We start from the raw sequence: 25,204 nt of genomic DNA, 5'->3' as shown, positions 1-25,204 counted from the left end.
GTCACTAAAGGCGCGAAACTGGCTTGCTGAAAACCATAGAATCTCCCACAGGTACAGCGCCGACCTCAAGTGTGGCGCGAACCCTGTGGGAGCGGGCAAGCCCGCGAAGAATCTAACTGCCTTCGCCCGCCATGCGCCGCTCATGCTGGAACTTCCAGCGCACATACAGCAGCCCGGAAATGAACAGCCCCAGGCTCACCAGTACTTCAACCCAGCCAAATACCGCCCGCGCCGGGTCGAACGCCGCCAGCACGCCCTTGATGAAATAGATATTCACCACGAAGCAGCTCCAGGCATGTGCCCGGGCGCTGCCTGTCAGCATGCCCGGCAGCAACAGCAGCAACGGCACCAGTTCGATCGCCAGGATCACCTCGACCCGCGCCCCGTGCAGGTTGGCGAACCACAGGTTGTTCGCCACCAGCAGGGCGATCAGGCCGAAGAAGAATGCCAGGCTCAGCGCCCGCGTCAGGCGCAGGCGAGGCGCCAGCCACTCAAGCGGCGGCAATACCTTGGGCTTCTTAGCCACGTGCAGCCTCCAGGGCCTTTGCAGTGGTCGCCAGGCGTTGGCCAAGGGCGCGGCACAGGGCTATCTCGTGCTGGTCGAGCTCGCGCTTGCCATCGGCGCCAGCATGATGGCTGGCGCCATACGGGGTGCCGCCGCCACGGGTATCGAGCAATGCCGATTCGCTGTACGGCAGGCCCATCACCAGCATGCCGTGGTGCATCAGCGGCAGCATCATCGACAGCAGAGTGGTTTCCTGCCCGCCGTGCAGGCTGGCGGTAGAGGTGAACACGCCTGCCGGCTTGCCGACCAGTTCACCGCCCAGCCACAGGCTGCTGGTGCCATCCAGGAAGTACTTGAGCGGCGCCGCCATGTTGCCGAAGCGGGTCGGGCTGCCCAGTACCAGGCCGGCGCAGTGGCGCAGGTCGTCCAGGGTGGCGTACAGCGCACCGTTGGCCGGGATGTCCGGGGCCACTGCTTCGCACTCGGTGGAAATCGCCGGTACCGTGCGCAGGCGGGCTTCCATGCCGGCCAGCTCGATGCCGCGGGCGATGTGCCGGGCCATCTCGCTGGTCGACCCATGGCGGCTGTAATACAGCACCAGGATGTAGGGCTCGCTCACGGCAGGATCTCCAGTACTTTCTCGGGTGGCCGGCCGACCACGGCCTTGTCGCCAGCGACGAGGATCGGCCGCTCGATCAGCTTGGGGTGCCGGGCCATGGCGTCGATCAGTTGCGCGTCGGTAAGCGACGGGTCGGCCAGGTTCAGCTCCTTGTACTCGTCCTCGCCGGTACGCAGCAGCTGGCGCGGGGCGATGCCCAGCTTGCCGAGCAGAGCCGTCAGGGTGGCCGCGTCGGGCGGGGTCTCGAGGTAGCGCACGATTGTTGGCGCCAGGCCGCGAGCTTCGAGCAGTTCCAGAGCGCCGCGGGATTTCGAGCAGCGCGGGTTATGATAGAGCGTGAGGTCGGTCATGTCGGGTCGCATCCAGCAGGGTGTGGCGGCTATTCTAACCGCAGCGACTGACCAATTTGCTTTAAAACTCGAGAAGGATTGACCCATGGCAAGGCGTCTGGCAGCAGTACTGGCCATCACCGCGAGCCTGTTGCTCGGTGGTTGCGGTGCCGATTATGGCGTGGACCAACACGGTAATACGGTTAAGGCCGAACAGATCGACGGGCACTGGCTGGTGCTCAACTACTGGGCCGAATGGTGCGGGCCGTGCCGTACCGAAATCCCTGAACTGAACGCGGCAGCCAAGCAGTGGGCGGCCGATGGTATCAAGGTGGTGGGGGTGAACTTCGATGGCTTGCAAGGGCAGGAGCTGAAGCAGGCTGCCGAAACCCTGGGCATCGCTTTCACCGTATTGGCGCAGGACCCGGCCGAGCGCTATGACCTGCCACGTAGCGAGGCATTGCCGGTGACCTACATCATCGATGACAAGGGCAAGGTGCGGGAGCAACTTATGGGCGAGCAGACCCTGGAAGGGCTGCAGGCCAAGATCAAGGCGCTGAAGGGCGCCTGATTCTTTGGGTTGCCACGCGGTCTTGTGGGAGCGGCCTTGTGTCGCGAAAGGGCTGCATGGCAGCCCCGGCAATTTCAGCGGCTAAGCTGATATCCGGGGCCGCTACGCGCCCCTTTCGCGACACAAGGCCGCTCCCACAGGCCGCAAAGCGGCCCCGGCAATATTCAGCCTTCCTCAGGCCAGAAGCGCAGTGGCTTGCCTTCGGCCGGCCAGAAACGCATCTGCTCGATAGGCGACACATCCCAGCGCTGCACTGTTTCCAGCGCCTGCAGGAAGCGTTTTTCCTGTTCCATCAACGCCGGCGCGCAGAGCTTGCGGGTCTTGCCGACCTTGCCGAAGCTAAGGTGCTCGCCGTCCAGTGTGTATGGCGCGAACCAGTGGTTGCAGCCGCCATTGCCATAGGCACGGCCATCGCTGGCCAAGGTCAGGGTCAGGTGGCTGTAGTCGATCAGCGGCCGTTCGCCAATCCACTCCAGCACATAGCTGCGCTCCTGCTGCAGCTTGGAAGGTTCTGCGGCGCAGCCGAGCAGGCCGGTGGCAATCAGCACGCCGGTCAGCAGATTTTTCACTCGGCGCTCTCCTGGCAACGCGGGCACAGGTGTTTTTCGCCACGGCTGGCCCAGCCCAGCTCGGCAATGCGTGCGCTGGCGGCAGGCTGGCGGGCTTTCTTGCCCAGCTTGGCGTCCACCGCGAACTCGAAGTCCAGCACGGCGTCGCAGCTGTCGCACGCGACCTGCCAGGTGAGGATTTCCAGCTCTTTGAACACCGGGCCGCTGGCCACGGCAACCCACTGGCCGCGCGGGTTGATCAGGTGGCGCACGCTCTCCACTGTCAGGCGCATGGACAAGTCCTTGCTGCCCTTGAGGGTGACCAGCAGGGTGTCGCCTTTGTGCATCGAGCCGCCGTTGCCGGTGACCTGGTAGCGGCCCGGCACCAGGGCGCGGCACTCGATCAGGGTATGTTGCGGGTTGAAAAGGGTGTAGCGGAAATCGTGCTCGACCATGGGTCCTCCAGAAATGCCGCGTATCCTAGCACTAACCCATCACCAGATTCTGTGGATTGCCTGCCGCCCAGCGGTTGATGTTGTCCAGCGTGGTCGCGGCGATGGCATCCAGTGCCTCGCGGGTAAGGAACGCCTGGTGGGCAGTGATGATCACGTTTGGGAAGGTCAGCAGACGGGCCAGCACGTCGTCCTGCAGCGGCAGGTCGGAGCGGTCCTCGAAGAACAGCTGGGCTTCTTCTTCGTATACGTCCAGGCCCAGGTAGCCGAGCTGACCGCTCTTCAGCGCGTCGATCAGCGCCGGGGTGTCGACCAGCGCGCCGCGGCCGGTGTTGATCAGCATGGCGCCGGGCTGCAGCTGGGCCAGGCTTTGTGCATTGATAAGGTGCCGGGTGTGCTCGGTCAGCGGGCAGTGCAGGCTGATGACGCGCGCTTCACGCAGCAACTCGGGCAATGGCAGGTAGCGCGCGCCCAAGGCCAGCAGCTCGGGGTTGGGGTAAGGGTCATAGGCCAGCAACTGGCAGCCGAAACCGGCCATGATGCGGGCAAAGGCGGTGCCGATCTGGCCGGTACCGACCACGCCGACGGTCTTGTCGTGCAGGTCGAAGCCGGTCAGCCCGTGCAGGGTGAAGTCACCCTCGCGGGTGCGGTTGTAGGCCCGGTGCAGGCGCCGGTTCAGGGCCAGGATCAGCGCCACGGCGTGTTCGGCCACGGCGTGCGGCGAGTAGGCCGGCACTCGCACTACGGTCAGGCCCAGGCGCTGGGCGGCGGCCAGGTCGACATGGTTGTAGCCGGCCGAGCGCAGGGCGACCAGGCGCGTGCCGCCTGCGGCCAGGCGCTGCAGCACCTGGGCGTCGAGCTCGTCATTGATGAAGGCGCAGACCACCTCGTAGCCATCGGCCAGGGTAGCGGTATCGAGGGTCAGGCGGGCGGGCTGGAAGTGCAGGTCCAGTGTGGTGCCGCTGGCGGCACGGGTGAAGCTTTCCTGGTCGTAGTGCTGGCTGCTGAACAACAGGGCGCGCATGGTGGGTTCCTTTTCCAGTGCAGGAGGTACAGCATACCTTGAATATGGCGCGGGCCACTGTGGGAGCGGGCGTGCCCGCGAAGAAGACTTCGCGATGGATGGCACGGGCTTCGCCCATGTTCGCGGGCACGCCCGCTCCCACAGGGAACTGTGTCAGGCGCTCAGTCTGGCCTGCGCCGCCAGGCGGTTGATTGCCGCATCCAGTTCGTCCAGTGCCTGCTGTGCCAGCGGGTTTTCCTGCTTGAGCAAGGTTTCGCTGCGCTGGCACGCGGCCCGCAACTGCGGGACGCCGCAATAACGTGAGGCGCCGTTCAGGCGGTGCACCTGTTCGATCAGGCGGTTGCGGTCGTCGGCCTCGCGGGCGGCGCGTATGGCTTCGCGGTCGGCTTCCAGCGAGCCCAGCAGCATGCTCAGCATATCGGCCGCCAGGTCCGCTTTGCCGGCGGCCAGGCGCAGGCCTTCCTCAGGGTCCAGCACCTTCAGGTCATCACCGTTGGCCAGTTGCTCGGCCAGGCGTTCCTGCTCTGGCGCACCCAGGCTCAGGCCGGTCCATTTCATTACCACCTGGGCCAGCTGCCGTTCGCTGATCGGCTTGGTCAGGTAGTCGTCCATGCCTCCATGCAGCAACGCGCGTTTCTCGTTGGCCATGGCGTGGGCGGTGAGGGCGACGATCGGCAACGGGTCGCCGCTTTGGGTGTTTTCCCACAGGCGGATCTGCTCGGTGCAGGCGCGGCCGTCCATGCCGGGCATCTGCACGTCCATCAGCACCAGGTCGAACGGTTCGTTCTGTACCGCCTGTACTGCCGCATAGCCGTTGTCGACGGCCAGCACCTCGGCGCCCAGGTCTTCGAGCAGGGTCTGCACCAGCAGTAGGTTGGCGGGGTTGTCGTCGACGCAGAGAATCTTCGGCTGGCGCTGGCCGTTGATGCTGTTCACCTCGCCCTGCGGGCGGCGCGGTTGCACCAGTTCCAGCAACAGGCGGCGCAGTTTGCGCGTGCAGGTCGGCTTGGACAGCAACTGGCCATGGCCGTTGGGCAGGTACGGGTGGTACAGCGCCTGCTCGGTGGTCGGGCACAGCACCACGCACTGGCAATGGTAGCGCTCGAGCTGCTGATGGTAATGGCCCAGCTGCTCGGGCGACAGGTTGCCAAGGTTGGCCCCGAGCACGGCGAACTCGAACGGCAGGCCGGCCTGGCTGGCGGCTTGCACGCCCTGCAGCAGTTGGTCGAAGGAGGCGAACAGGCTGACGCTGAGGCCGAAGTCTTCCAGCTGGTGCTCCAACGCCTGGCGCGCCAGTTCGTGGCCATCGACGATGGCTGCGCGGCGGCCCAGCAGCGGTTGCAGCGGCAGCTCCTCGACACCATCGTGGGCCTTGGGCAGGTTGAGGCTGATCCAGAACTGCGAACCCTCGCCCGGGGTGCTGTCGACGCCGATTTCGCCGCCCATCTGCTCGATCAGGCGCTTGGAAATAACCAGCCCCAGGCCGGTGCCGCCAGGCTGGCGGGCTAGCGAGTTGTCGGCCTGGCTGAAGGCCTGGAACAGCGTACGCACATCCTGCGGCGACAAGCCGATGCCGGTGTCCTGCACGCTGATGCGCAGCTGCGCACTGTCCTCGTGCTCATCTTCGAGCATGGCGCGTACGACGATGGTGCCCTCGCGGGTGAACTTGATTGCGTTGCTGACCAGGTTGGTAAGGATCTGCTTGAGCCGCAACGGGTCGCCGATCAGCGACGACGGGGTATCGCGGTAGATCAGGCTGAGCAGTTCCAGCTGCTTGGCGTGGGCGGCCGGGGCGAGGATGGTCAGGATGTCCTGGATCAGGTCGCGCAGGTTGAAGGGGATGCTGTCGAGCACCAGCTTGCCGGCCTCGATCTTGGAGAAGTCGAGGATCTCGTTGATGATCCCGAGCAGGTTGTCGGCAGACTTCTCGATGGTGCTCAGGTAGTCGAGCTGGCGCGGTGTCAGCTCGCTTTTTTGCAGCAGGTGGGTGAAACCGAGGATGCCGTTGAGCGGGGTGCGGATTTCGTGGCTCATGTTGGCCAGGAATTCCGACTTGATGCGGCTGGCCTCCAAGGCTTCCTTGCGCGCCATGTCCAGCTCGATGTTCTGGATTTCGATGGTTTCCAGGTTCTGGCGTACGTCCTCGGTGGCCTGGTCGATGCTGTGCTGCAGCTCTTCGTGGGCGTTGTGCAAGGTTTCGGCCATACGGTTGATGCCGCGCGCCAGCTCGTCAAGCTCGTGGCTGCCCATGGCCGGCAGGCGCTCCTCGAGGTGGCCGTCCTTGAGCTGGTTGACCGCATGCTTGATGCGCTTGATCGGGTCGTTGATGGTGCGGCTCATGCGCAGTGCCAGCAGGCCGCTGAGCACCAGGCAGGCGAGAATCAGCAACAGGCTGGTGAACAGGTTGCGGTAGCCGCGCAGCAGGGTGCCGTCGTGGGACAGCTCGATCTCGACCCAGCCCAGCAGGCGTTCGGCTTCGGTCGGCACGGCATCGGTGGCCAGGTCGCGGTGGTGGCCGAACACTGGCATCAGATAGCGGGTGGCGTCATTGCCGCTGCGTTGCAGCAGCTGGGTGCCGGTGCCGCCGCTGGGCGGCTGGTTGAGCATGCTCGGGCCGGCATGGGCCAGGCGCGTGCGGTCCGGGGCCAGAAAGGCGACTGCGCGCACATCGGCCTGCTCCAGTGTTTGTGCGGCAATGCGCTCAAGTTGTGCCGGTGCCAGCTTGGCCATGGCGGGCGCGGCCAACGGCGCCAGCTGCTCGGCGATCATCTTGCCGCGTTGCAGCAGCTGGGTGCGCAGGTCGTTCTGTTGCAGCCAGGTGAAGTAACTACCCAGCACCAATGCCATCAGGCCGGCCGGCAGCAGGGCCAGCAGCAGGACCCGGCTGCGAATTCCCAAGCGATCGAGCACACTCGCCTCCTGTCATGTGCCTGGACACCGTCAAGCGATGACGGCCAAGCCGGGAAGTTACTCCGCCTGCCGTGCTATTGCACCTCTTTAGTACGTGTTTTGTGCCCTTGCAGCGGCATTGGTCGCAGGGCGGTTGCCTGGCAGGCGCTGGATACTCAATAATCACCCAATTGAGAATGCATGGCAGTTGCCAATGAATCCTGTAGCTATTCACAACTCCAATATCCTCGCCATCGAGGATGATCCGGTCCTCGGTGCCTATCTGCACGAAGAGCTGCAGCGCGGCGGCTTCCAGGTGACTTGGTGCCGCAACGGCCTGGAGGGCCTTGAAACGGCGGGACGCCATGCTTTCGACGTGGTGCTCATGGACATCCTGCTGCCCGGGCTAAACGGCCTGGATGCCCTGGCGCAGTTGCGCAAGCGCAGCGCCACGCCGGTGATCCTGATGTCGGCGCTAGGTGCCGAAGCCGACCGCATCAGCGGCTTCCAGCGTGGTGCCGACGACTACCTGCCCAAGCCGTTCAGCATGGCAGAGCTGCGGGTGCGCATCGAGGCTATCCTGCGCCGTGTGGCCCTCGAGCGGCGCCATCACGCCCCGCAGGTGCAGGAAGGCGGTGGCGAGTTGCAATATGACGAGGCGCTGTGCGACGTGCGCCTGGATGGCCACCTGGCCGGCCTGACACCCAGCGAATACCGCCTGCTCGACATTCTCAACCGCAACCTCGACGAAGTCCTGAGCAAGCCGTTCCTTTACCAGCAAGTGCTACAACGAGGCTATTCGCGGCATGACCGCAGCCTGGACATGCACGTCAGCCAGATACGCCGCAAGCTCAAGGGCATCGGCTATCACGAACGGCAGATCCGTACCGTGTGGGGCAAGGGCTACGTGCTCAGCGCCAGCGAGGCGGAGTAACCCATGCTCGACCGCCATTCGCTGTTCTGGAAGCTGGCGATCCTGCTGGTGGGCTTCTGCCTGCTGATGATCGGCCTCAGTTACACCTGGGGTCGGCACATGGAGACCCAGAACGCCTTCCTTTCGGAGCCGGCGCGGCAGGCTTTGCGTGGCTATGCCGCCGAGGCAGAGCAGGCATGGCGCAGTGGTGGGCGGGCAGGGCTGGACCGCTGGGTGGCGGCGATGCACCAGCGCGAACGCGGCTGGGTTGGCGTGCTCGACCTGAACCTGCGGCCGCTCGACAGTGCCAGCCTCGACCCGCAGATCATGCAGCGGTTGACCCGCCTGCGCGGTGTCGACTGGCCGATGAGCCGGCGCAGTGTCGACCAGCCGTGGTTGCGCATACCGTTCCCGGGGGCACCGGAGCAGGGCATGTTGGTGATCGAACTGCCGCAGCGCTTCAACCCCGGCCAGTACCGGATGCTGTGGCGTATCGTCACCAACGGCATCATCCCGGGTCTGTTCACCCTGCTGTTGTGTGTTGGCCTTTATCGCATGCTGATCGTGCCGTTGAACCAATTGCGCGAGCAGGCCAATGCCTGGCGCGCCGACCAGTTGTCGGCTCGCCTGGACTCACGCACCATCGCCCGGCATGACGAGCTGGGTGAACTGGCCCGTGCCTTCGACCAGATGGCCGAGCGGCTGCAGGGCACGGTAGCCATGCAGCAGCAGTTGCTGCGTGATCTGTCTCACGAAATGCGTACGCCACTCAGCCGGCTGCGGGTGGCCTGCGATGGTGAAACCGACCTGCAGCGCCTGCGTGAACGCCTGGCGCGGGAGGTGGACTGCATGCAGCAGCTGGTCGAGGATACCCTGCAACTGGCCTGGCAGGACGCCGAACGTGCGCCAATGAACCTTGAGCCGATCGAGGTGCAGGCGCTGTGGGAGCTGCTGGCCGAGAATGCCAGTTACGAAAGCGGCTGGGCACCGGCGCGGCTGCGCTGCGAAGTGCCGGCGGACTGCTGGGTGCAGGGCAACCTGAACTACCTGGCCCAGGCGCTGGAGAACATGTTGCGCAATGCCATTCGTCACTCGCCGGCCGAGGGTGTGGTGCGCCTCGGTGGGCAGCGTGAAGGCGGGTATTGGCGGTTGTGGCTGGAAGACGAAGGCGGTGGCGTGGCTGAAGAAGACCTGGAGCGGATCTTTGCACCGTTCTCACGGCTGGACGGTTCGCGGCCCGGGGATGGTGGTTTCGGCCTGGGGCTGAGCATCGCCCGCAGTGCAATCCAGCGTCAGGGTGGTACCTTGTGGGCGCAGAATGGCAAGCATGGGCTGCGGTTGTGGATGAGATTGCCGTTACATGTGCCGGCCCCTTCGCGGGTGAACCCGCTCCCACAGGTTCATCACTACTCTTGAGGCTAGTGGAGTCCCTGTGGGAGCGGGTTCACCCGCGAAAGGGCCGGAACAGGCTATCGATATAGCTTGTAGCTATATTCATCACAGATTGCGTGATATGGCCGGGAAGGGTTTGCCGGTATGATAGGCACCCCTGCCGTCCGGATTGTGAAATACGCCATGACCTTGCAGTACCCAACCATCGCCGATTGCGTCGGCAATACGCCCCTGGTTCGCCTGCAGCGTATCGCTGGCGAAACCAGCAACACCCTCCTGCTCAAGCTCGAAGGTAACAATCCCGCCGGCTCGGTGAAGGACCGCCCGGCATTGTCGATGATCACCCGCGCCGAACTGCGCGGCCAGATCAAGCCCGGCGATACCCTGATCGAAGCCACCTCCGGCAACACCGGCATCGCCCTGGCGATGGCTGCGGCGATCAAGGGCTACAAGATGATCCTGATCATGCCTGACAATTCCACCGCCGAGCGCAAAGCCGCCATGACCGCCTACGGCGCCGAGCTGATCCTGGTGACCAAGGAAGAGGGTATGGAGGGCGCCCGTGACCTGGCCGAGAAGCTGCAGGCCGAAGGCCGCGGCCTGGTGCTGGACCAGTTCGCCAACGGCGACAACCCCATCGCCCACTACAACAGCACCGGCCCCGAGATCTGGCAGCAGACCCAGGGCACCATCACCCATTTCGTCAGCTCCATGGGTACCACCGGTACCATCATGGGCTGCTCGCAGTACCTCAAGGAACAAAACCCGGCGGTGCAGATCATTGGCCTGCAACCAATGGAAGGCTCGGCAATTCCGGGCATCCGCCGCTGGCCCGAGGAATACCTGCCGAAAATCTTCGACGCCAGCCGTGTCGACCGCGTGGTCGACATGTCGCAGCAGGAAGCCGAGGAAACCACCCGCCGCCTTGCCCGTGAAGAGGGCATTTTCTGCGGCGTGTCTTCCGGTGGTGCAGTCGCGGCCATGCTGCGCCTGTCCCGCGAGGTGGAAAATGCCACGATGGTCGCGATCATCTGCGACCGCGGCGACCGTTACCTGTCCACCGGCCTGTTCGACCCGAGCTAAATGTCCAAGAAAAAAAGCAACAGCGGCCTGCGCTTCCAGCCGGCCGGCGGCAACCGCAGCCCCCAGGTCCCGGTGGGCAAGAAGCAGCGCCTGGAAATCGAGCGCCTGGCCGGTGACGGCCGGGGCATTGCCTTCCACGAAGGGCGCACCTGGTTCGTCAGCGGCGCCCTGGCCGGTGAGGCCGTCGAGGCGCGGGTGCTCAATGCCCGTGGCAAAGTGGTCGAGGCCCGCCTGGAGCGCCTGCTGCAGGCCAGCCCCGAACGCCGTCAGGCACCGTGCCGGTATTACGAGCGTTGCGGAGGCTGCAACCTGCAGCACCTGCCGCACGAAGCGCAGCTGGCGCTCAAGCAGCGCACCCTGGCAGAGCAGCTTCAGCGGGTGGCCGGCGTGCAGCCCGAGGAATGGGCCGCACCGCTGAGTGGGCCGGAGTTCGGCTACCGGCGCCGCGCCCGCGTGGCCGTGCGCTGGGACGCCAAGGCGCGTCAGCTGGAGGTCGGCTTCCGTGCCGAAGCCAGCCAGGACATCATTGTCATCGACGATTGCGCGGTGCTGGTACAGCCCTTGCAGTCGATTCTGCGCCATTTACCGACCGTGCTGCGCTCGCTGAGCAAGCCGCAGGCGCTGGGCCATGTGGAACTGTTCAGCGGTACTGCCGAGGCGCTGCTGGTGCGCCATGTCGCGCCGTTGCCCGCCGAAGACCTGGCCAGGCTGCAGGCGTTCTGCGAACAGGCCAATGCCCAGTTGTGGCTGCAGGGCGAAGGGGAGCCGGCGCCAGTGGACCCGGCCGCGCAGCTGGGCTTTGCCTTGGCGCCTTGGCAGTTGGAACTGGCCTGGCGCCCAGGTGACTTCGTACAGGTGAATGCCCAGGTCAACACGGCAATGATAGAGCAGGCGCTGGCCTGGCTCGCACCGCAGGCCGACGAGCGCGTGCTGGACCTGTTCTGCGGCCTGGGCAACTTCGCCCTGCCACTGGCCCGGCAGGCGCGCGAGGTAGTGGCAGTGGAAGGAGTGCAGGCCATGGTCGATCGGGCCGCGGCCAATGCCCGGAACAACAATGTGCATAACGCACGGTTTTTTCAGGCCGATTTATCGCAGCCTTTGGCGGGTGCCGGATGGGCCGCCGAGGGCTTTTCTGCGGTACTCTTGGATCCACCGCGCGACGGTGCTTTCGAGGTGGTGCAAGGCATCGCCCGCCTCAAGGCCAGAAGGCTGGTCTATGTATCGTGCAACCCGGCCACGCTGGCGCGAGATGCGCAGGTGCTGGTCGGCCAGGGGTACCGGTTAAAAAGGGCCGGGATTCTCGACATGTTTCCTCAGACGGCGCATGTCGAGGCCATGGCGTTATTCGAAGCGGGCTAGCTGACTGGCCCCTTGGTGCGGCTTTCATGGAATGGTGGCCGCACGGTGATCGCCAGCGCACCCGTGTGGTGTGCTGTATGGAAAGGTAAAACAAAGATGGTACAGGTGAGAGTGCACCAGCCGGTCAACACCGACGGCAGTATCAATCTCGAAGCATGGTTGGACCATGTGGTAAGCGTCGATTCGGCACTGGATCGCGCAGCGCTGAAAGAGGCCTGCGAGTTTGCCCATGAAGTCGAGAAAAAGGGCAACCCGGCCAAGCATTCCTGGGCGGACGGTACGTCCAGCTTCCAGGCGGGCCTTGAGATCGCGGAAATCCTAGCCGACCTCAAGCTCGACCAGGATTCCCTGGTGGCGGCGGTCATCTACCGCTCGGTGCGCGAGGGCAAGGTGACGCTGGCCGAGGTCAGCCAGCGCTTTGGCCCGGTAGTGTCCAAGCTGATCGACGGTGTGCTGCGCATGGCCGCCATCAGCGCCAGCCTCAGCCCGCGCCAATCGCTGGTGCTGGGCTCGCAGGCGCAGGTCGAGAACCTGCGCAAGATGCTCGTGGCCATGGTCGACGACGTGCGCGTGGCGCTGATCAAGCTGGCCGAGCGCACCTGCGCGATCCGTGCGGTGAAGGCCGCCGACGACGAGAAACGCCTGCGTGTCGCGCGCGAGGTGTTCGATATCTATGCGCCGCTGGCGCACCGCCTGGGTATCGGCCACATCAAGTGGGAGTTGGAAGACCTTTCCTTCCGCTACCTCGAACCCGACCAGTACAAACAGATCGCCAAGCTGCTGCACGAGCGCCGGTTGGACCGCGAGCGGTTCATCAGCGAGGTTATGAACCAGCTGCAGAACGAGCTGCTGGCCACTGGCGTCAAGGCCGACATCAGCGGCCGGGCGAAACATATCTATTCGATCTGGCGCAAGATGCAGCGCAAAGGCCTGGAATTCAGCCAGATCTACGACGTGCGCGCGGTACGCGTGCTGGTGCCGGAAATTCGCGACTGCTACACCGCGTTGGGCATCGTGCATACCCTGTGGCGGCATATCCCCAAGGAGTTCGACGATTACATCGCCAACCCCAAGGAGAACGGCTATCGCTCCCTGCACACCGCGGTGATCGGCCCCGAGGGCAAGGTGCTGGAAGTGCAGATCCGTACCCACGGCATGCACGAGGAAGCCGAGCTTGGGGTATGTGCCCACTGGCGCTACAAGGGCACCGACGTCAAGTCCAGTTCCAACCATTACGAAGAGAAGATCTCCTGGCTGCGCCAGGTGCTGGAGTGGCACGAAGAGCTGGGCGACATCGGTGGCCTGGCCGAGCAGCTGCGGGTCGACATCGAGCCGGACCGGGTCTATGTGTTCACCCCGGACGGCCACGCCATCGACTTGCCAAAAGGTGCCACGCCGCTGGACTTCGCCTACCGCGTGCACACCGAAATCGGCCACAACTGCCGCGGCGCCAAGATCAACGGGCGCATCGTGCCGCTCAACTACAGCCTGCAGACCGGCGAGCAGGTCGAGATCATTACCAGCAAGCACGGCAATCCCAGCCGTGACTGGTTGAACTCCAACCTGGGCTACGTCACTACCTCGCGGGCACGGGCCAAGATCGTACACTGGTTCAAGCTGCAGGCACGCGATCAGAACGTCGCTGCCGGCAAGACCTTGCTCGAACGCGAGCTCAGCCGCCTGGGCCTGCCGCAGGTGGATTTCGAGCGCCTGGCCGAGAAGACCAACGTCAAGACCGCCGAGGACATGTTCGCCTCGCTCGGTGCCGGCGACCTGCGCCTGGCGCACCTGGTCAACGCCGCCCAGCAGCTGCTTGAGCCCGAGCGCATCGAGCAGATCGAACTGGTACCGCGCAAGCCTACCGGGCCGCGTACCGGCAAGCGTGGCGACATCCAGATCCAGGGTGTCGGCAACCTGCTGACGCAGATGGCCGGTTGCTGCCAGCCGCTGCCTGGCGACGCCATCGTCGGCTACATCACTCAGGGCCGCGGTGTGAGCATCCACCGCCAGGACTGCGCTTCGGTGCTGCAGTTGGCGGGCAAGGAACCGGAGCGCATGATCCAGGTAAGCTGGGGGCCGATCCCGGTGCAGACCTACCCGGTCGACATCGTCATCCGTGCCTACGACCGCCCGGGCTTGCTGCGCGATGTGTCGCAAGTGCTGCTGAACGAAAAGATCAACGTGCTGGCGGTGAACACCCGCTCGAACAAGGAAGACAACACCGCGCTGATGTCGCTGACCATCGAGATTCCAGGCCTGGATGCGCTGGGGCGCCTGCTGGGGCGGATCTCGCAGTTGCCCAACATCATCGAGACGCGGCGTAATCGTACACCTTGAGACCGCGGTGCCTGCTTCGCGGGCTTGCCCGCTCCCACAGGCAAGATGCAGATTTCGAAACCTGCATGCATCCTGTGGGAGCGGGCAAGCCCGCGAAGAAGCCACCACCGAAGGACCTGCCTGAATGACCTACACCCTCGAAGACCTGCTGCACCTCATGGCCCGCCTGCGCGACCCGCAGTACGGCTGCCCGTGGGACCTGAAGCAGAACTACGCGAGCATCGTCCCGCACACCATCGAAGAGGCCTACGAGGTTGCCGATACCATCGAGCGTGGCGACTTCGAGCACCTGCAAGGTGAGCTGGGCGACCTGCTGTTCCAGGTGGTCTACTACAGCCAGCTGGCCCGCGAGGAGGGGCGTTTCGAGTTCGACGGCGTGGTCGACAGCATCACCCGCAAGCTCATTCGCCGTCACCCGCATGTATTCCCCACCGGCGAGCTGTATGCGCCGGTGGACACCCCCAGCCTGAACGAGGCCCAGGTCAAGTCACGCTGGGAAGAAATCAAGGCTGAAGAGCGCGCGGAAAAGAGCCAGCCCGAACAGCTGTCGTTGCTCGACGACGTACCAGCGGCATTGCCGGCGTTGTCGCGGGCAGCCAAACTGCAAAAGCGCGCAGCCACGGTTGGTTTCGACTGGCCCGCGGCATTGCCGGTGCTGGACAAGGTGCGCGAAGAGCTGGACGAAGTGCTGCAGGCCATGGCCGACGGCGATGCCGATGCGCTCGAGGATGAAATCGGCGACCTGCTGTTTGCCGCCGTCAACCTGGCCCGCCACCTCAAGCATGACCCGGAACACGCCCTGCGCCGTGCCAATCGCAAGTTCGAGCGGCGTTTCCGCTTCATCGAACAGGCATTGCGCGACAGTGGCCGCCCCATCGAAGATTGTAACCTTGATGAACTGGATGCCCTTTGGGGTGAAGCCAAACGTCAGGAAAAGAACCTGCCCAGCTGCGGCTGAGCTGTTGCATAAGTGAGTGAACATTCATGAGCCTTTCCCTTCGCGACCAACTGCTCAAAGCCGGTCTGGTCAACCAGAAACAGGTTTCCCAGGCCAACAAGGCCGAGAAGAAACAGAAACGCCTGGAGCACAAAGGCCAGGTCGAGGTGGACGACAGCCAGCAGCGCATGGCCAAGGAAGCCATGGCCGAGAAGGCCAAGCGTGACCAGGAACTGAACCGCCAGCAGCAGGAAAAAGCCGAGCAGAAGGCCCGCGCCGCGCAGATCAAGCAGTTGATCGAAGCGACTCGCCTGCCGAAGCTGAGCACCGAGGACTACTACAACTTCGTCGACGACAAGAAGGTCAAGCGCATTGCCGTCAATGCTCTGATGCGGACCAAGCTGAGCAATGGTGCGCTGGCCGTGGTGTCGTTTGCCGGCGGCTATGAGGTGATCCCTCGTGAGGCGGCATTGAAGATCCAGGAGCGCGACCCTGGCCGTGTCCTGCTGCTGAACACCCATGTCGAGGAAGCGGACGAGGACGACCCGTACGCAGCCTACAAGATCCCTGATGATCTGATGTGGTAACCACGAAAAACCCCGCCTTGGCGGGGTTTTTCATTTGAAGATGGGTCATTGCGTGGCGCGCTGGTTTTCCAGGTTTTCCAGCTCTGTACGGTACTGATGCGCTTCATGTTCGTTGTGGAACATCCCCACCAGTTGGCCCTGTTGGTGCACATCCCAGATCCGCACACCAGCGGCCAGGCCTTCGTGGGACATTTTCGATTCGTCGCGTTCGGTTACTTGGACTGTCATCGTTAAACTCCACTGTTTCAGTTGGCTGCGACACTGTGTCGCACAACCTCTTTATAGAGTTTGTTAGCAGGCTAAGTAAATAAAACCGGCATGAAACAAGTTTCATGGAAGCCGGAGCGCAATCAAAAAAAAGCCCCGCACAAGGCGGGGCTTCGGGTACTGCTGGCAGCGCTGGCTCAGTTGCCCTTCACCGGCTTGCCATCGACCGTGCCATCCTGCAGCACGATCACGTATTCCTTGCCATCGGTCTCGACCTGGCGCAGTTGCACCAGCAGGTAGTCCCAGTTCTTGGCGAACCACAGCTCGGTGATGCGCTTGCTCTGGCTTGGGTCGCGCACGCGCTCGACCTTCACCGCATCGACCTGGCCAGTCTTGGTAGTGACCTTTTCGGTGCCCAGCACGCGGAAGTCGTAGGTGTCGATCTCGTCACCATCGACCACCTGGTAGGTCATGCTCTTCTTGCCGGCGGCCAAGTCATGTTGCAGGGCCAACTGGTAGGACGACTTGTCCAGCACACCACGGTTCAGCGGCAGGTTGATGGCATCGCCACGGTCGCTGCCGGTGACCTTTTTGCTGTTCCAGTCGAAAGTCAGGTCGACCTTCTTGGCCTTGCCCAGGCCACCACGCTCGAAGTGGTACTTCTGTGGCAGCAGGGTGTCGTTGTCCATGCGCAGGGTGCTTTGCTCGGTCAGGCTGGCGATCATCATGGAAGCCTTGAAATTAAGGTCCCAGGTACCGTTGGCATTCTTGACCAGGCTGCGCTCGGCGGTGCCGCTCATGGGCAGTTGCTTCCAGTCTGCGGTATAGCTGGCCGAGAAAGGCTTCAGATCAGCTGCCTGGAGGGGCAGGGCGAGCACGGCGAGAGCCAAGAGCAGGGCGCGACGCATAAATTCTCCTAGGATCGAATCAAGTGACCGCTGGCCGCCAGTGGCTGGCCATCCAGTAATGCACCCTGTTCGCCAAGACGCAAGCGCCCTTCGGCGAACCAGCGCACCGCCAGCGGGTAAATCAGGTGTTCCTGGCGGTGTACCCGCTGGGCCAGGCTTTCGACGGTGTCGTCAGGCACCACCGGCACCACAGCCTGTACGACCAGAGGGCCGCCATCGAGTTCCTCAGTCACGAAGTGTACGCTGCAGCCGTGTTCGCCGTCGCCTGCCTCCAGCGCCCGACGGTGGGTATGCAAGCCCTTGTACTTGGGCAGCAGCGACGGGTGGATGTTGAGCAGGCGGCCCTGGTAGTGGCGCACGAAGTCGCCACTGAGGATGCGCATGAAACCGGCCAGCACCACCAGGTCGGGGGCGAAACCGTCGATGCGCGCCATCAGCGCGGCATCGAAGGCTTCACGGCCGTCGAACTGGGTGTGCTCGAGCACGACGCTGTCTATGCCGGCCGCCGCGGCGCGTTGCAGGCCGTAGGCATCGGCGCGGTTGGAAACCACTGCACGGATGCGCACCGGGCTGTCCTGGCCTTGGCAGCTGTCGATCAGGGCTTGCAGGTTGCTGCCGGAGCCCGACAGCAGTACCACTACATTGCAGGTCTTGCTTGGCATCAGTGTGCCTTGAGGTTTTGCAGCTCGACCTGGGCAGCGCCTTCGGCGGCTTCGGCGATGTGGCCGATCACCCATGGCTGCTCGCCAGCGGCGCGCAGTTCGTTCAGGGCTGCTTCTACCTGGTCCTGGGCCACGCAGATGACCATGCCGACGCCGCAGTTCAGCACGCGGTGCATTTCATGCTCGTCGACGTTGCCTTTTTCCTGCAGGAAGTCGAATACCGCCGGGCGCTGCCAGCTGGCCACGTCGATGACCGCCTGGGCGTTGGCCGGCAGTACGCGCGGGATGTTGTCCAGCAGGCCGCCACCGGTGATGTGGGCCATGGCCTTGACCGCGCCGGTGTTCTTGATCAGTTGCAGCAGCGGCTTGACGTAGATGCGGGTCGGCGCCATCAGCAGGTCGGTCAGCGGCTTGCCGTCCAGCTGGGTGTTCTCGATGTCGGTGGCGGACACTTCGAGGATCTTGCGGATCAGCGAGTAGCCGTTGGAGTGCGGTCCCGAGGACGGCAGGGCGATCAGTGCGTCGCCGGTGGCAACCTTGGAGCCGTCGATGATCTCGGCCTTTTCCACCACGCCGACGCAGAAGCCGGCCAGATCGTAGTCTTCGCCTTCGTACATGCCAGGCATTTCGGCGGTTTCACCACCGACCAGCGAGCAGCCGGCCAGTTCGCAGCCGGCACCGATGCCGGTGACCACGGTGGCGGCCACGTCGACGTTCAGTTTGCCGGTGGCATAGTAGTCGAGGAAGAACAATGGCTCGGCGCCGCACACTACCAGGTCGTTGACGCACATGGCGACCAGGTCCTGGCCGATGCTGTCGTGCTTGTTCAGGTTCAGTGCCAGACGCAGCTTGGTGCCGACGCCGTCGGTGCCGGAGACCAGCACCGGCTGCTTGTAGCCGGCCGGGATCTCGCAGAGGGCGCCGAAGCCGCCCAGGCCACCCATGACTTCAGGGCGTGCGGTGCGTTTTGCCACGCCCTTGATGCGTTCGACCAGTGCTTCGCCGGCGTCGATGTCTACACCGGCGTCCTTGTAGCTCAGGGAGGGTTGCTTGCTCATTGATCCAGGCCTTTAGGAGGGAGGGATTCTTAAAAACGACCATGACGGCCAAGGCCGGCTGGTAAGCGGCGGCTGCCTGAAACGTCAGTGGTCTGTGAAGGCGCGCGATTTTATCAGGGTTGCCGGGCAGCGGCCATCCTCAGGCCGACGGGCAGGGCATGAAAATAGGTAAAAAGTTGGGGGTGTACGCCACAAGGGCCGCGCCATGCACGCGCAGGCGCTGAACCTGTTGCGGCGAGCACCTGTCAGACCATCACATTTCCCAGGCAATCTCCGCAACCAATCTTTCATCCTCGCGACTGGTTACCTTTCGCCCCCGTGTATAAGGTATAGGCATTGCGGTAAATGGACAGGAATCCTCCATGCGTCTCTTCAATATTCTGGCAGCCGGTTGCCTGGCCCTGATCTCGGCCACTGCCCAGGCTGAAAATGTCACCGGCCTTTACCAGGTGCGCGAGCCGGTGACAGGGCAGGGCGCCGAAGCCCGTGCCGCGGCTACCATCCAGGCTCTCGATACCCTGGTAACGCGCCTGACCGGCGACCCCAAGGCGGCGCAAAGCCCGGCATTGGCCGCTTTGCGCAAGGACCCGCAGCAAATCATCAACCAGGTCGCCAGCGAAGCCGGGCCACCCGAATCGGTGCTGGTCGAGTTCGACCCTGGCAGTACCGAACGGGCCTTGCGCAAGGCCGGCCTGGCATTGTGGGGCAGCAACCGACCCTCGATTCTCGGCTGGTGGCTGAACGACAGTGTCGAAGGCAGCAACCTGGTAGGTGACGGCCAGGCCAGCGCCCAGCCCCTGCGTCGTGCCGCCCAGCACCGTGGCCTGCCGTTGCGGCTGCCGCTGGCCGACCTGCAGGAGCAATTGGTGGCCAATGCCGAGCAGATCGAAGGCAGTGACCCTGCGGCGCTGCGCGAAGCCTCAGGGCGCTACGGCGCCGATGCCTTGCTGGCGGTGCATGCCCGGGAAGCCGACGGCAAATGGCAGGGCAAATGGCAGCTTTGGCTGGGCGACCAGCGTGAACATGGCACTGCCGAGGGTGCCGACCCGGCAGCACTGGCCGACGCCGTGATGCTGGCGCTCAGCAGCAGCCTGGCGCCGCGCTACGTCACCCGCCCGGGCGCCAGCAGCCAGTTGCAGGTGCAAGTGCAGGGGATGAACCTGCAGCGCTACGCCGAGCTGGCCCGCGTGCTCGAACCCTTTGGCCCGCGCCTGCAGATGGCCGAAGGCAGCACCCTGACCTACGGCGTGACCGCCAACCGCGAACAGCTGCGCGCCCAGCTTGGCCTGGCCAAGCTGCAGGAAGTACCGGTAGAGCAGGCGCCCGCTGTGCAGCCCCCTCCAGCTCCGGCAGACGCTGCCGGCGCTGGGCAACCAGTGCCGGCCCAGCCAGCACCCAAGCCGTTCGACGGTTTGCGTTTTCGCTGGTAAGAGGAGCACACCGTGACCGACGTACGTCGTTGGATCTGGCTGGGCGTTGCCCTGCTGGTCGCCGTGCTGCTTTACAGCCTGCACAACATTCTTACCCCGTTCCTGGTCGGCGTGCTGCTGGCCTATCTGGCCGACCCGCTGGTTGACCGCCTGGAGCGCCTGGGGCTGTCGCGCACCTGGGGCGTAGTGGTGGTGTTCGGCCTGTTCACCTTGCTGTTGCTGGCCTTGCTGCTGGTTTTGGTGCCGCTGCTGGCCAAGCAGCTGGTGCGCCTGTACGAACTGGCGCCGCAGATGCTCGACTGGCTCGAGCACGTGGCGCTGCCCTGGGTGCAGAGCCGCCTGGGCCTGGCTGACGGCTTCTGGAAGTTCGACAAGATCAAGGCCGCCATCGGCACGCACATGGGCCAGACCACCGATATCGTCGGTGTGCTGCTGTCCCATGCCACTGCCTCGAGCCTGGCGCTGATGGCCTGGCTGGCCAACATGGTGCTGATCCCGGTGGTGGGTTTCTATCTGCTGCGCGACTGGGACCTGATGATGGCCAAGCTGCGTGGCCTGCTGCCGCGCCAGCGTGAGCCGCAAGTGATGGGCCTTGCAGGCGAATGCCATGAGGTGCTGGGGGCGTTCGTGCGCGGGCAATTGATGGTGATGGTGGCCCTGGGCATCATCTATTCGGCCGGGCTGATGCTGGTGGGGCTGGAACTGGGGCTACTGATCGGCATGCTCGCCGGGTTGGCTGCCATCGTGCCGTACATGGGTTTCATCATCGGCATCGGCGCGGCCTTGGTGGCTGGCCTGTTCCAGTATGGCGGCGACCTGTACCCGATGCTGGGTATCGTCGCAGTGTTCATGGTCGGCCAGGCGCTGGAAGGCATGGTGCTGACCCCGCTGCTGGTCGGTGACCGCATTGGCCTGCACCCGGTTGCGGTGATTTTCGCGATCCTGGCCGGCGGTGAGCTGTTCGGCTTTACCGGGGTGTTGCTGGCGCTGCCGGTGGCGGCGGTGATCATGGTGCTGCTGCGGCATGTGCATGACTTGTACAAGGAATCGGACATGTATGCCGGGGATATCGACCCGGAGTTGTGATCCCAGGGCCGCCTTAATGCCGGCCAGTTAAGAAAATTGGGGCCGCGTTGCGGCCCTTCGCGGGCTTGCCCGCTCCCACAGATGTGTCGCTGAGCCCATGATTTACGCGCCCCCTGTGGGAGCGGACAAGCCCGCGAAGGGTTGCAAAGCAGCCCCAAAATAGCCAAAAAAAGCGCAACTCATTGATTTTACTTGTGCTATCCGCTGCCGTGATTGTGCGCCCCGCGCTGCGGGTATAGACTTTGCACATTGTTCACCAAAGGCCCCCTGCGGTCCTGTCGACCGCCCGCGAGCATGAAACCACCGATCCAGTTGCCCCTGGGTGTGCGCCTGCGCGATGACGCCACCTTCATCAACTACTATCCGGGCGCCAATGCTGCGGCATTGGGCTACGTCGAGCGGCTATGCGAAGCCGACGCCGGCTGGACCGAGAGCCTTATCTACCTGTGGGGCAAGCAAGGTGTTGGCCGTACCCACCTGCTACAGGCCGCTACCCACCGCTTCCAGCAACGCGGCGAGCCAGCCGTCTACCTGCCGCTGGCGCAATTGCTCGATCGTGGCGTAGGGCTGCTCGACTACCTGGCCCAGTACGAACTGGTGTGCATCGACGACCTGCACGTGATCGCCGGCAAGGCTGACTGGGAAGAGGCCATGTTCCACCTGTTCAACCGCCTGCGTGACAGCGGCCGGCGCCTGCTGCTGGCCGCCTCGGCATCGCCGCGCGAACTGCCGATCAAGCTGCCCGACCTGAAGTCGCGGCTGACCCTGGCCCTGGTGTTCCAGATGCGTGGCCTGTCCGATGAAGACAAGCTGCGTGCCCTGCAACTGCGTGCTTCGCGCCGTGGCCTGCACCTTACCGACGAAGTCGGCCACTTCATCCTCACCCGCGGCGCACGCAGCATGAGCGCGTTGTTCGACCTGCTGGAACGCCTCGATCAGGCCTCGTTGCAGGCACAGCGCAAGCTCACCATCCCTTTCCTCAAAGAAACCCTGGGCTGGTAGCCCCGAAAACGCTGGGCCAGAGCGGCAAAACGAAAAAGTCACATCTTTTTCGATAAAATTTGCAAATGGCCATGATAGAGGGCATAGTTTCACCCTTCTAAAGGATTACAGACACGGTCGTGCCCATGCTGAAGCGCTTCGCACCCCTCGTGCCACTCGCACTCGTGACCCTGCTTTTTGGCTGCGCGGCCCAAGGCCCAGCTTCTCATTCAGAGCTGCAGTCCCAAGATCACTCCCCGATCGCCGCACAATCGGCCTTCAAGGCCAAAGCCTCCTCCTCGTCGGTATTCGGCGAGCCGGAAGAGCTGGCTACCGAAGATGACCTGGAGGCCTTCTCCAGCAGCAAGCCTTACCAGTTGCCAGCTCTGGCTGACAGCATTCTCGAGCGCGGCATGTCGCTGATCGGCACTCGCTATCGCTTCGGCGGTACCTCGGAGAAGTCCGGCTTCGACTGCAGTGGTTTCATCGGCTATCTGTTCCGCGAAGAGGCGGGTGTGACCCTGCCGCGTTCCACGCGTGAAATGATCAACGTCGATGCCCCGAAAGTGGCCCGCAACAAACTCAAGCCAGGTGACCTGCTGTTCTTCAGCACCAATGGTCGCGGCCGAGTCAGCCATGCTGGCATTTACCTGGGTGACAACCAGTTCATTCACTCCAGCAGCCGCCGCAGCGGTGGTGTGCGCATCGACAGCCTCGGTGACCGCTACTGGAGCAAGACCTTCATCGAAGCCAAGCGTGCCTTGGCCATGGCGCCGACCACCAATATCGCGCGCAACTGATAGCAAAATGATGTACCCTGCCGCGGCGGCGATGCTTTGAAAAAAAGCTCGCCGCCGTGCGCATTTATAGAAAGCGTCTAATCTAATTTCTCAACTCTTTTCGGCTGCGGCCCAGCGGACTCAGACAGGATGTTCTGGCCATGGTAAAGATGGCGCGCTTCGCATTTCTCTCCTTGGCAGCCTTGCTGGCTGCCTGCTCCAGCCGTGCGCCTGCGCCGGCTCCTGTGGTACAGCCGCAGGTAACCTATAGCCAGCCCAGCCCTTCGCCGATTGCCGATGACGTGCTGATGCGTGCCATCGGCCTGGTGGGCACGCCTTATCGCTGGGGTGGCAATACGCCGGACTCCGGTTTCGATTGCAGTGGCCTGATCAAGTACGTCTATCGTGATGCTGCCGGCATAAGCCTGCCGCGTTCGACGCGTGAGATGATCGTAATGCGCGCGCCAACCGTGGATGCCAAGTCGCTGCAGTCCGGCGACCTGGTGTTCTTCGCCACCAGTGGCGGCTCGCAGGTCAGCCATGCGGGCATCTATGTCGGGGAAGGGCGCTTCGTGCATGCACCTTCCAGCGGTGGCACGGTGCGTCTGGACTACCTGTCTAACAGTTACTGGGCCAAGGCTTACCTGCAGGCCAAGCGCGTCATTCCGCAAGGGCATCTGGCGCAGAACCCCTGAGGACAGGCGGGGCTTTGCTCACCCGCCAGACCACGTTGCCGACATCATCGGCTACCAGCACGCCGCCACGCCCGTCGGTGATTACGCCGACCGGGCGCCCTTGGGCCTTGCCATGCTCATCCAGAAAACCGGTAAGCAAGTCTACGGGCTTGCCCGAGGGCTTTCCTGATGGGTCGAACGGTACGAAAATCACCTTGTAGCCACTGTGTGGCTTGCGGTTCCACGACCCGTGCTGGCCCACGAATGCCCCTTGTTCGAAGGGCGGTGGTAGCCCGTTCGGTTCGGCGAATGCCAGCCCTAGCGATGCCGTGTGTGGGCCTACGGCGTAGTCGGGCACCAGCGCCTGGGCTACTTTTTCAGGCGCTGGCGGTTGCACGCGCTCGTCCACGTGGCGGCCGTAGTAGCTATAGGGCCAGCCATAGAAACCGCCGTCCTTCACGGAAGTGATGTAGTCCGGTACCAGATCGCTACCGATCTCGTCACGTTCGTTGACTGCCGTCCACAACGTACCGCTGTGCGGCTCCCAGGCCAGGCCGTTAGGGTTGCGCAGGCCGGTGGCGAACAGGCGGTGCTGGCCGCTGGTGGGGTCCACTTCCCAGATCGCGGCGCGTCCCTGTTCCTTGTCCATACCGTTTTCGCCTACGTTGCTGTTGGAGCCGACCGTCACGAAAAGCTTCTTGCCATCAGGGCTGGCGATCACGTTCTTGGTCCAGTGGTGGTTGAGCGGCCCGCCTGGCAACTCGACCACTGGCTGGCCTTCATTGCGAATTTGCATGGCACCGGGCTCATAGTGAAAGCGCATCAACCTGTCGGTGTTGGCGATATACAGGTCCTTCCCGACCAGCGCCATGCCGAACGGTGAGTTGAGCTCTTCGATGAAGGTCGTACGGATTTCAGCCACGCCGTCGTGGTCGGCGTCACGTAACAGGGTAATGCGGTTTGCGCTGGGTACGCCTGCGCCTGCCCGCTTCATCACCTTCTTCATGACCCAGCCGCGCAGGCCTTTGCCATCTTCGGGCTTGGATGGGGCATTGGTTTCGGCTACCAGGACGTCGCCGTTGGGCAGCAGGTATAGCCAGCGAGGGTGGTCGAGCCCGCTGGCGAATGCTTTCACCTGAGTGCCTGGTGCTACCTCGGGCTTGGCGTCCTTGGGCCAGCCCACTGCCGGGGCGATATTCACGGTGGGGAGGGTTGTCTTGACCGGAGCAGGCAGCTGGGGGGTTGGACCACTGCCGTCGAGTACATTCAGCAGGGCGGTTTCGCCGCAGGCAGTCAGGCTGGCGGCCAATAACCAAGGCGTCAGGTGTTTCATGGGGCGGCGTCCTCCTAACAGGGCCTATGAATTGAGAGGTCGGTGACATTCGCCAGGTTCCCGGCAACTTTCCAACTGCCGTTGCCGTTGCTTTTGCTTCTAAGCGCGCGATAGTTCAGGCGCCACCGATTGCGACTTCAGGAGGCCGAGCGAAGGGACTGCGGAGGGAGGTGACGGGCATGGATGCCCGTCAAGCGCTGAGGCCCCATGGATGGGGCCTGCAGCGCGTACTCCCGGGAGCAGGCCCGTAGCGAGGGGACCCCGGAGCGCAGCGTAGGGGCCGGATGATAGGAGCCAGCGTTTTTTGGTTACTTTTTGTCGCGTTTGACAAAAAGTGACCCGCCGTAAGGGCGGAAAGGTGATTAAGCGCCACCTTCGAAAATGAATGTTGACCTTGTTGTTGATGCCCACGCTTGAAAGCGAAGAGCGAAGAGCGAAGAGCGAAGAGCTGAAAAAGTACTGGTCTTGATCGCGCGCATAGTCCATTGTAAGCGTCCGCTCAACTCACCTTGCGTAAGTCAGGCCGGTACCCACTGATGCG

General features: G+C 63.7%; 25 protein-coding genes. 13 read left to right on the top strand and 12 right to left on the bottom strand.

Features of this window, described 5'->3' with window-relative positions; all coding sequences use genetic code 11:
• Window positions 1–112: 112 nt before the first annotated feature.
• The 3 genes from MJ643_RS27400 to arsC are packed head-to-tail and all read right to left on the bottom strand — an operon-like array spanning window position 113 to window position 1,474.
• Window positions 113–526: a DUF2069 domain-containing protein gene (locus MJ643_RS27400; protein WP_013971349.1), complete on the bottom strand. Its 414-nt coding sequence runs from the start codon at window positions 524–526 to the stop codon at window positions 113–115.
• Complete coding sequence (gene wrbA / locus MJ643_RS27395; protein ID WP_013971350.1) at window positions 519–1,124, bottom strand: NAD(P)H:quinone oxidoreductase; 606 nt, start codon at window positions 1,122–1,124, stop codon at window positions 519–521. The genes MJ643_RS27400 and wrbA overlap by 8 nt, the downstream gene beginning before the upstream one ends.
• Window positions 1,121–1,474: an arsenate reductase (glutaredoxin) gene (arsC, locus tag MJ643_RS27390; RefSeq protein ID WP_047594822.1), complete on the bottom strand. Its 354-nt coding sequence runs from the start codon at window positions 1,472–1,474 to the stop codon at window positions 1,121–1,123. The genes wrbA and arsC overlap by 4 nt, the downstream gene beginning before the upstream one ends.
• Before the next feature lie 85 nt (window positions 1,475–1,559).
• Here arsC and MJ643_RS27385 point away from each other — a divergent pair, with 85 nt between their 5' ends.
• On the top strand, window positions 1,560–2,024 hold the full coding sequence (locus MJ643_RS27385) for a TlpA disulfide reductase family protein (RefSeq protein ID WP_015269224.1): 465 nt from the start codon (window positions 1,560–1,562) through the stop codon (window positions 2,022–2,024).
• 164 nt (window positions 2,025–2,188) lie between these two features.
• Here MJ643_RS27385 and MJ643_RS27380 read toward each other — a convergent pair whose 3' ends face one another.
• The 4 genes from MJ643_RS27380 to MJ643_RS27365 all read right to left on the bottom strand — a co-directional run bounded on the left by MJ643_RS27380 (window position 2,189) and on the right by MJ643_RS27365 (window position 6,958).
• Window positions 2,189–2,593 (bottom strand): META domain-containing protein, encoded by a 405-nt coding sequence (locus MJ643_RS27380; RefSeq protein ID WP_004375489.1) that lies wholly within the window; start codon window positions 2,591–2,593, stop codon window positions 2,189–2,191.
• Window positions 2,590–3,027: a hypothetical protein gene (locus MJ643_RS27375; protein WP_047594824.1), complete on the bottom strand. Its 438-nt coding sequence runs from the start codon at window positions 3,025–3,027 to the stop codon at window positions 2,590–2,592. Before MJ643_RS27375 ends, MJ643_RS27380 begins: the two co-directional genes overlap by 4 nt.
• 31 nt (window positions 3,028–3,058) lie before the next feature.
• Entirely contained in the window at window positions 3,059–4,048 is a 990-nt protein-coding gene (locus MJ643_RS27370; protein ID WP_013971354.1) for a 2-hydroxyacid dehydrogenase, read from the bottom strand.
• 153 nt (window positions 4,049–4,201) lie between these two features.
• Entirely contained in the window at window positions 4,202–6,958 is a 2,757-nt protein-coding gene (locus MJ643_RS27365; RefSeq protein ID WP_208209454.1) for a response regulator, read from the bottom strand.
• 193 nt (window positions 6,959–7,151) lie between these two features.
• Between MJ643_RS27365 and MJ643_RS27360 the strand changes: the two genes are divergently transcribed.
• The 7 genes from MJ643_RS27360 to MJ643_RS27330 all read left to right on the top strand — a co-directional run bounded on the left by MJ643_RS27360 (window position 7,152) and on the right by MJ643_RS27330 (window position 15,545).
• Complete coding sequence (locus MJ643_RS27360) at window positions 7,152–7,871, top strand: response regulator transcription factor (protein ID WP_024086407.1); 720 nt, start codon at window positions 7,152–7,154, stop codon at window positions 7,869–7,871.
• A 3-nt stretch (window positions 7,872–7,874) separates the two neighbouring features.
• Entirely contained in the window at window positions 7,875–9,266 is a 1,392-nt protein-coding gene (locus MJ643_RS27355; RefSeq protein ID WP_047594827.1) for a sensor histidine kinase, read from the top strand.
• A gap of 159 nt (window positions 9,267–9,425) precedes the next feature.
• A complete protein-coding gene (cysM, locus tag MJ643_RS27350) occupies window positions 9,426–10,325 on the top strand; it encodes a cysteine synthase CysM (protein ID WP_023662461.1) in 900 nt (299 codons plus the stop codon).
• Window positions 10,326–11,684, top strand: coding sequence for a 23S rRNA (uracil(1939)-C(5))-methyltransferase RlmD (gene rlmD, locus MJ643_RS27345; protein ID WP_047594831.1), 1,359 nt, complete (start codon window positions 10,326–10,328; stop codon window positions 11,682–11,684). It abuts the gene before it with no gap.
• 96 nt (window positions 11,685–11,780) lie between these two features.
• Window positions 11,781–14,021, top strand: coding sequence for a GTP diphosphokinase (relA, locus tag MJ643_RS27340; RefSeq protein ID WP_015269231.1), 2,241 nt, complete (start codon window positions 11,781–11,783; stop codon window positions 14,019–14,021).
• A 124-nt stretch (window positions 14,022–14,145) separates the two neighbouring features.
• The gene (mazG, locus tag MJ643_RS27335; protein WP_013971361.1) at window positions 14,146–14,979 is read left to right on the top strand and encodes a nucleoside triphosphate pyrophosphohydrolase; all 834 of its coding nucleotides are present in this window, start codon (window positions 14,146–14,148) and stop codon (window positions 14,977–14,979) included.
• A gap of 26 nt (window positions 14,980–15,005) precedes the next feature.
• Window positions 15,006–15,545 carry a DUF2058 domain-containing protein gene (locus MJ643_RS27330; RefSeq protein ID WP_013971362.1) on the top strand — a complete coding sequence of 180 codons (540 nt, stop codon included), beginning with the start codon at window positions 15,006–15,008 and terminating at the stop codon, window positions 15,543–15,545.
• Window positions 15,546–15,590: 45 nt separating this feature from the next.
• Here the strand turns inward: MJ643_RS27330 and MJ643_RS27325 are convergent, their stop codons facing one another.
• From MJ643_RS27325 to purM, 4 genes are all read right to left on the bottom strand, one after another.
• On the bottom strand, window positions 15,591–15,773 hold the full coding sequence (locus tag MJ643_RS27325) for a hypothetical protein (protein ID WP_003257734.1): 183 nt from the start codon (window positions 15,771–15,773) through the stop codon (window positions 15,591–15,593).
• Between the two features lie 176 nt (window positions 15,774–15,949).
• Window positions 15,950–16,660, bottom strand: a complete 711-nt coding sequence (locus MJ643_RS27320) for a DUF3108 domain-containing protein (protein WP_023662920.1) — start codon at window positions 16,658–16,660, stop codon at window positions 15,950–15,952.
• Between the two features lie 8 nt (window positions 16,661–16,668).
• A complete protein-coding gene (purN, locus tag MJ643_RS27315; protein WP_013971365.1) occupies window positions 16,669–17,322 on the bottom strand; it encodes a phosphoribosylglycinamide formyltransferase in 654 nt (217 codons plus the stop codon).
• A complete protein-coding gene (gene purM, locus MJ643_RS27310) occupies window positions 17,322–18,380 on the bottom strand; it encodes a phosphoribosylformylglycinamidine cyclo-ligase (protein WP_013971366.1) in 1,059 nt (352 codons plus the stop codon). The genes purN and purM overlap by 1 nt, the downstream gene beginning before the upstream one ends.
• A gap of 362 nt (window positions 18,381–18,742) precedes the next feature.
• Here purM and MJ643_RS27305 point away from each other — a divergent pair, with 362 nt between their 5' ends.
• The 5 genes from MJ643_RS27305 to MJ643_RS27285 all read left to right on the top strand — a co-directional run bounded on the left by MJ643_RS27305 (window position 18,743) and on the right by MJ643_RS27285 (window position 23,351).
• Window positions 18,743–19,810, top strand: a complete 1,068-nt coding sequence (locus MJ643_RS27305; protein ID WP_013971367.1) for a DUF2066 domain-containing protein — start codon at window positions 18,743–18,745, stop codon at window positions 19,808–19,810.
• Between the two features lie 12 nt (window positions 19,811–19,822).
• Window positions 19,823–20,896, top strand: coding sequence for an AI-2E family transporter (locus tag MJ643_RS27300; RefSeq protein ID WP_013971368.1), 1,074 nt, complete (start codon window positions 19,823–19,825; stop codon window positions 20,894–20,896).
• A gap of 294 nt (window positions 20,897–21,190) precedes the next feature.
• Window positions 21,191–21,898 (top strand): DnaA regulatory inactivator Hda, encoded by a 708-nt coding sequence (gene hda, locus MJ643_RS27295; RefSeq protein ID WP_013971369.1) that lies wholly within the window; start codon window positions 21,191–21,193, stop codon window positions 21,896–21,898.
• Window positions 21,899–22,023: 125 nt separating this feature from the next.
• The gene (locus tag MJ643_RS27290) at window positions 22,024–22,677 is read left to right on the top strand and encodes an NlpC/P60 family protein (RefSeq protein WP_023663125.1); all 654 of its coding nucleotides are present in this window, start codon (window positions 22,024–22,026) and stop codon (window positions 22,675–22,677) included.
• A 140-nt stretch (window positions 22,678–22,817) separates the two neighbouring features.
• Window positions 22,818–23,351, top strand: a complete 534-nt coding sequence (locus tag MJ643_RS27285) for a C40 family peptidase (protein WP_013971371.1) — start codon at window positions 22,818–22,820, stop codon at window positions 23,349–23,351.
• Here the strand turns inward: MJ643_RS27285 and MJ643_RS27280 are convergent.
• Complete coding sequence (locus MJ643_RS27280) at window positions 23,317–24,663, bottom strand: sorbosone dehydrogenase family protein (RefSeq protein WP_013971372.1); 1,347 nt, start codon at window positions 24,661–24,663, stop codon at window positions 23,317–23,319. The two genes, MJ643_RS27285 and MJ643_RS27280, sit on opposite strands and share 35 nt — an antisense overlap.
• Between the last annotated feature and the right edge of the window lie 541 nt (window positions 24,664–25,204).

This window comes from Pseudomonas sp. PNPG3 (assembly GCF_023093815.1).
In the GTDB taxonomy this organism is placed as follows: Bacteria; Pseudomonadota; Gammaproteobacteria; order Pseudomonadales; family Pseudomonadaceae; genus Aquipseudomonas; species Aquipseudomonas asiatica.
Note: the sequence above shows the minus strand (reverse complement) of the source record. Positions and strands in the feature narration are given on the sequence as shown.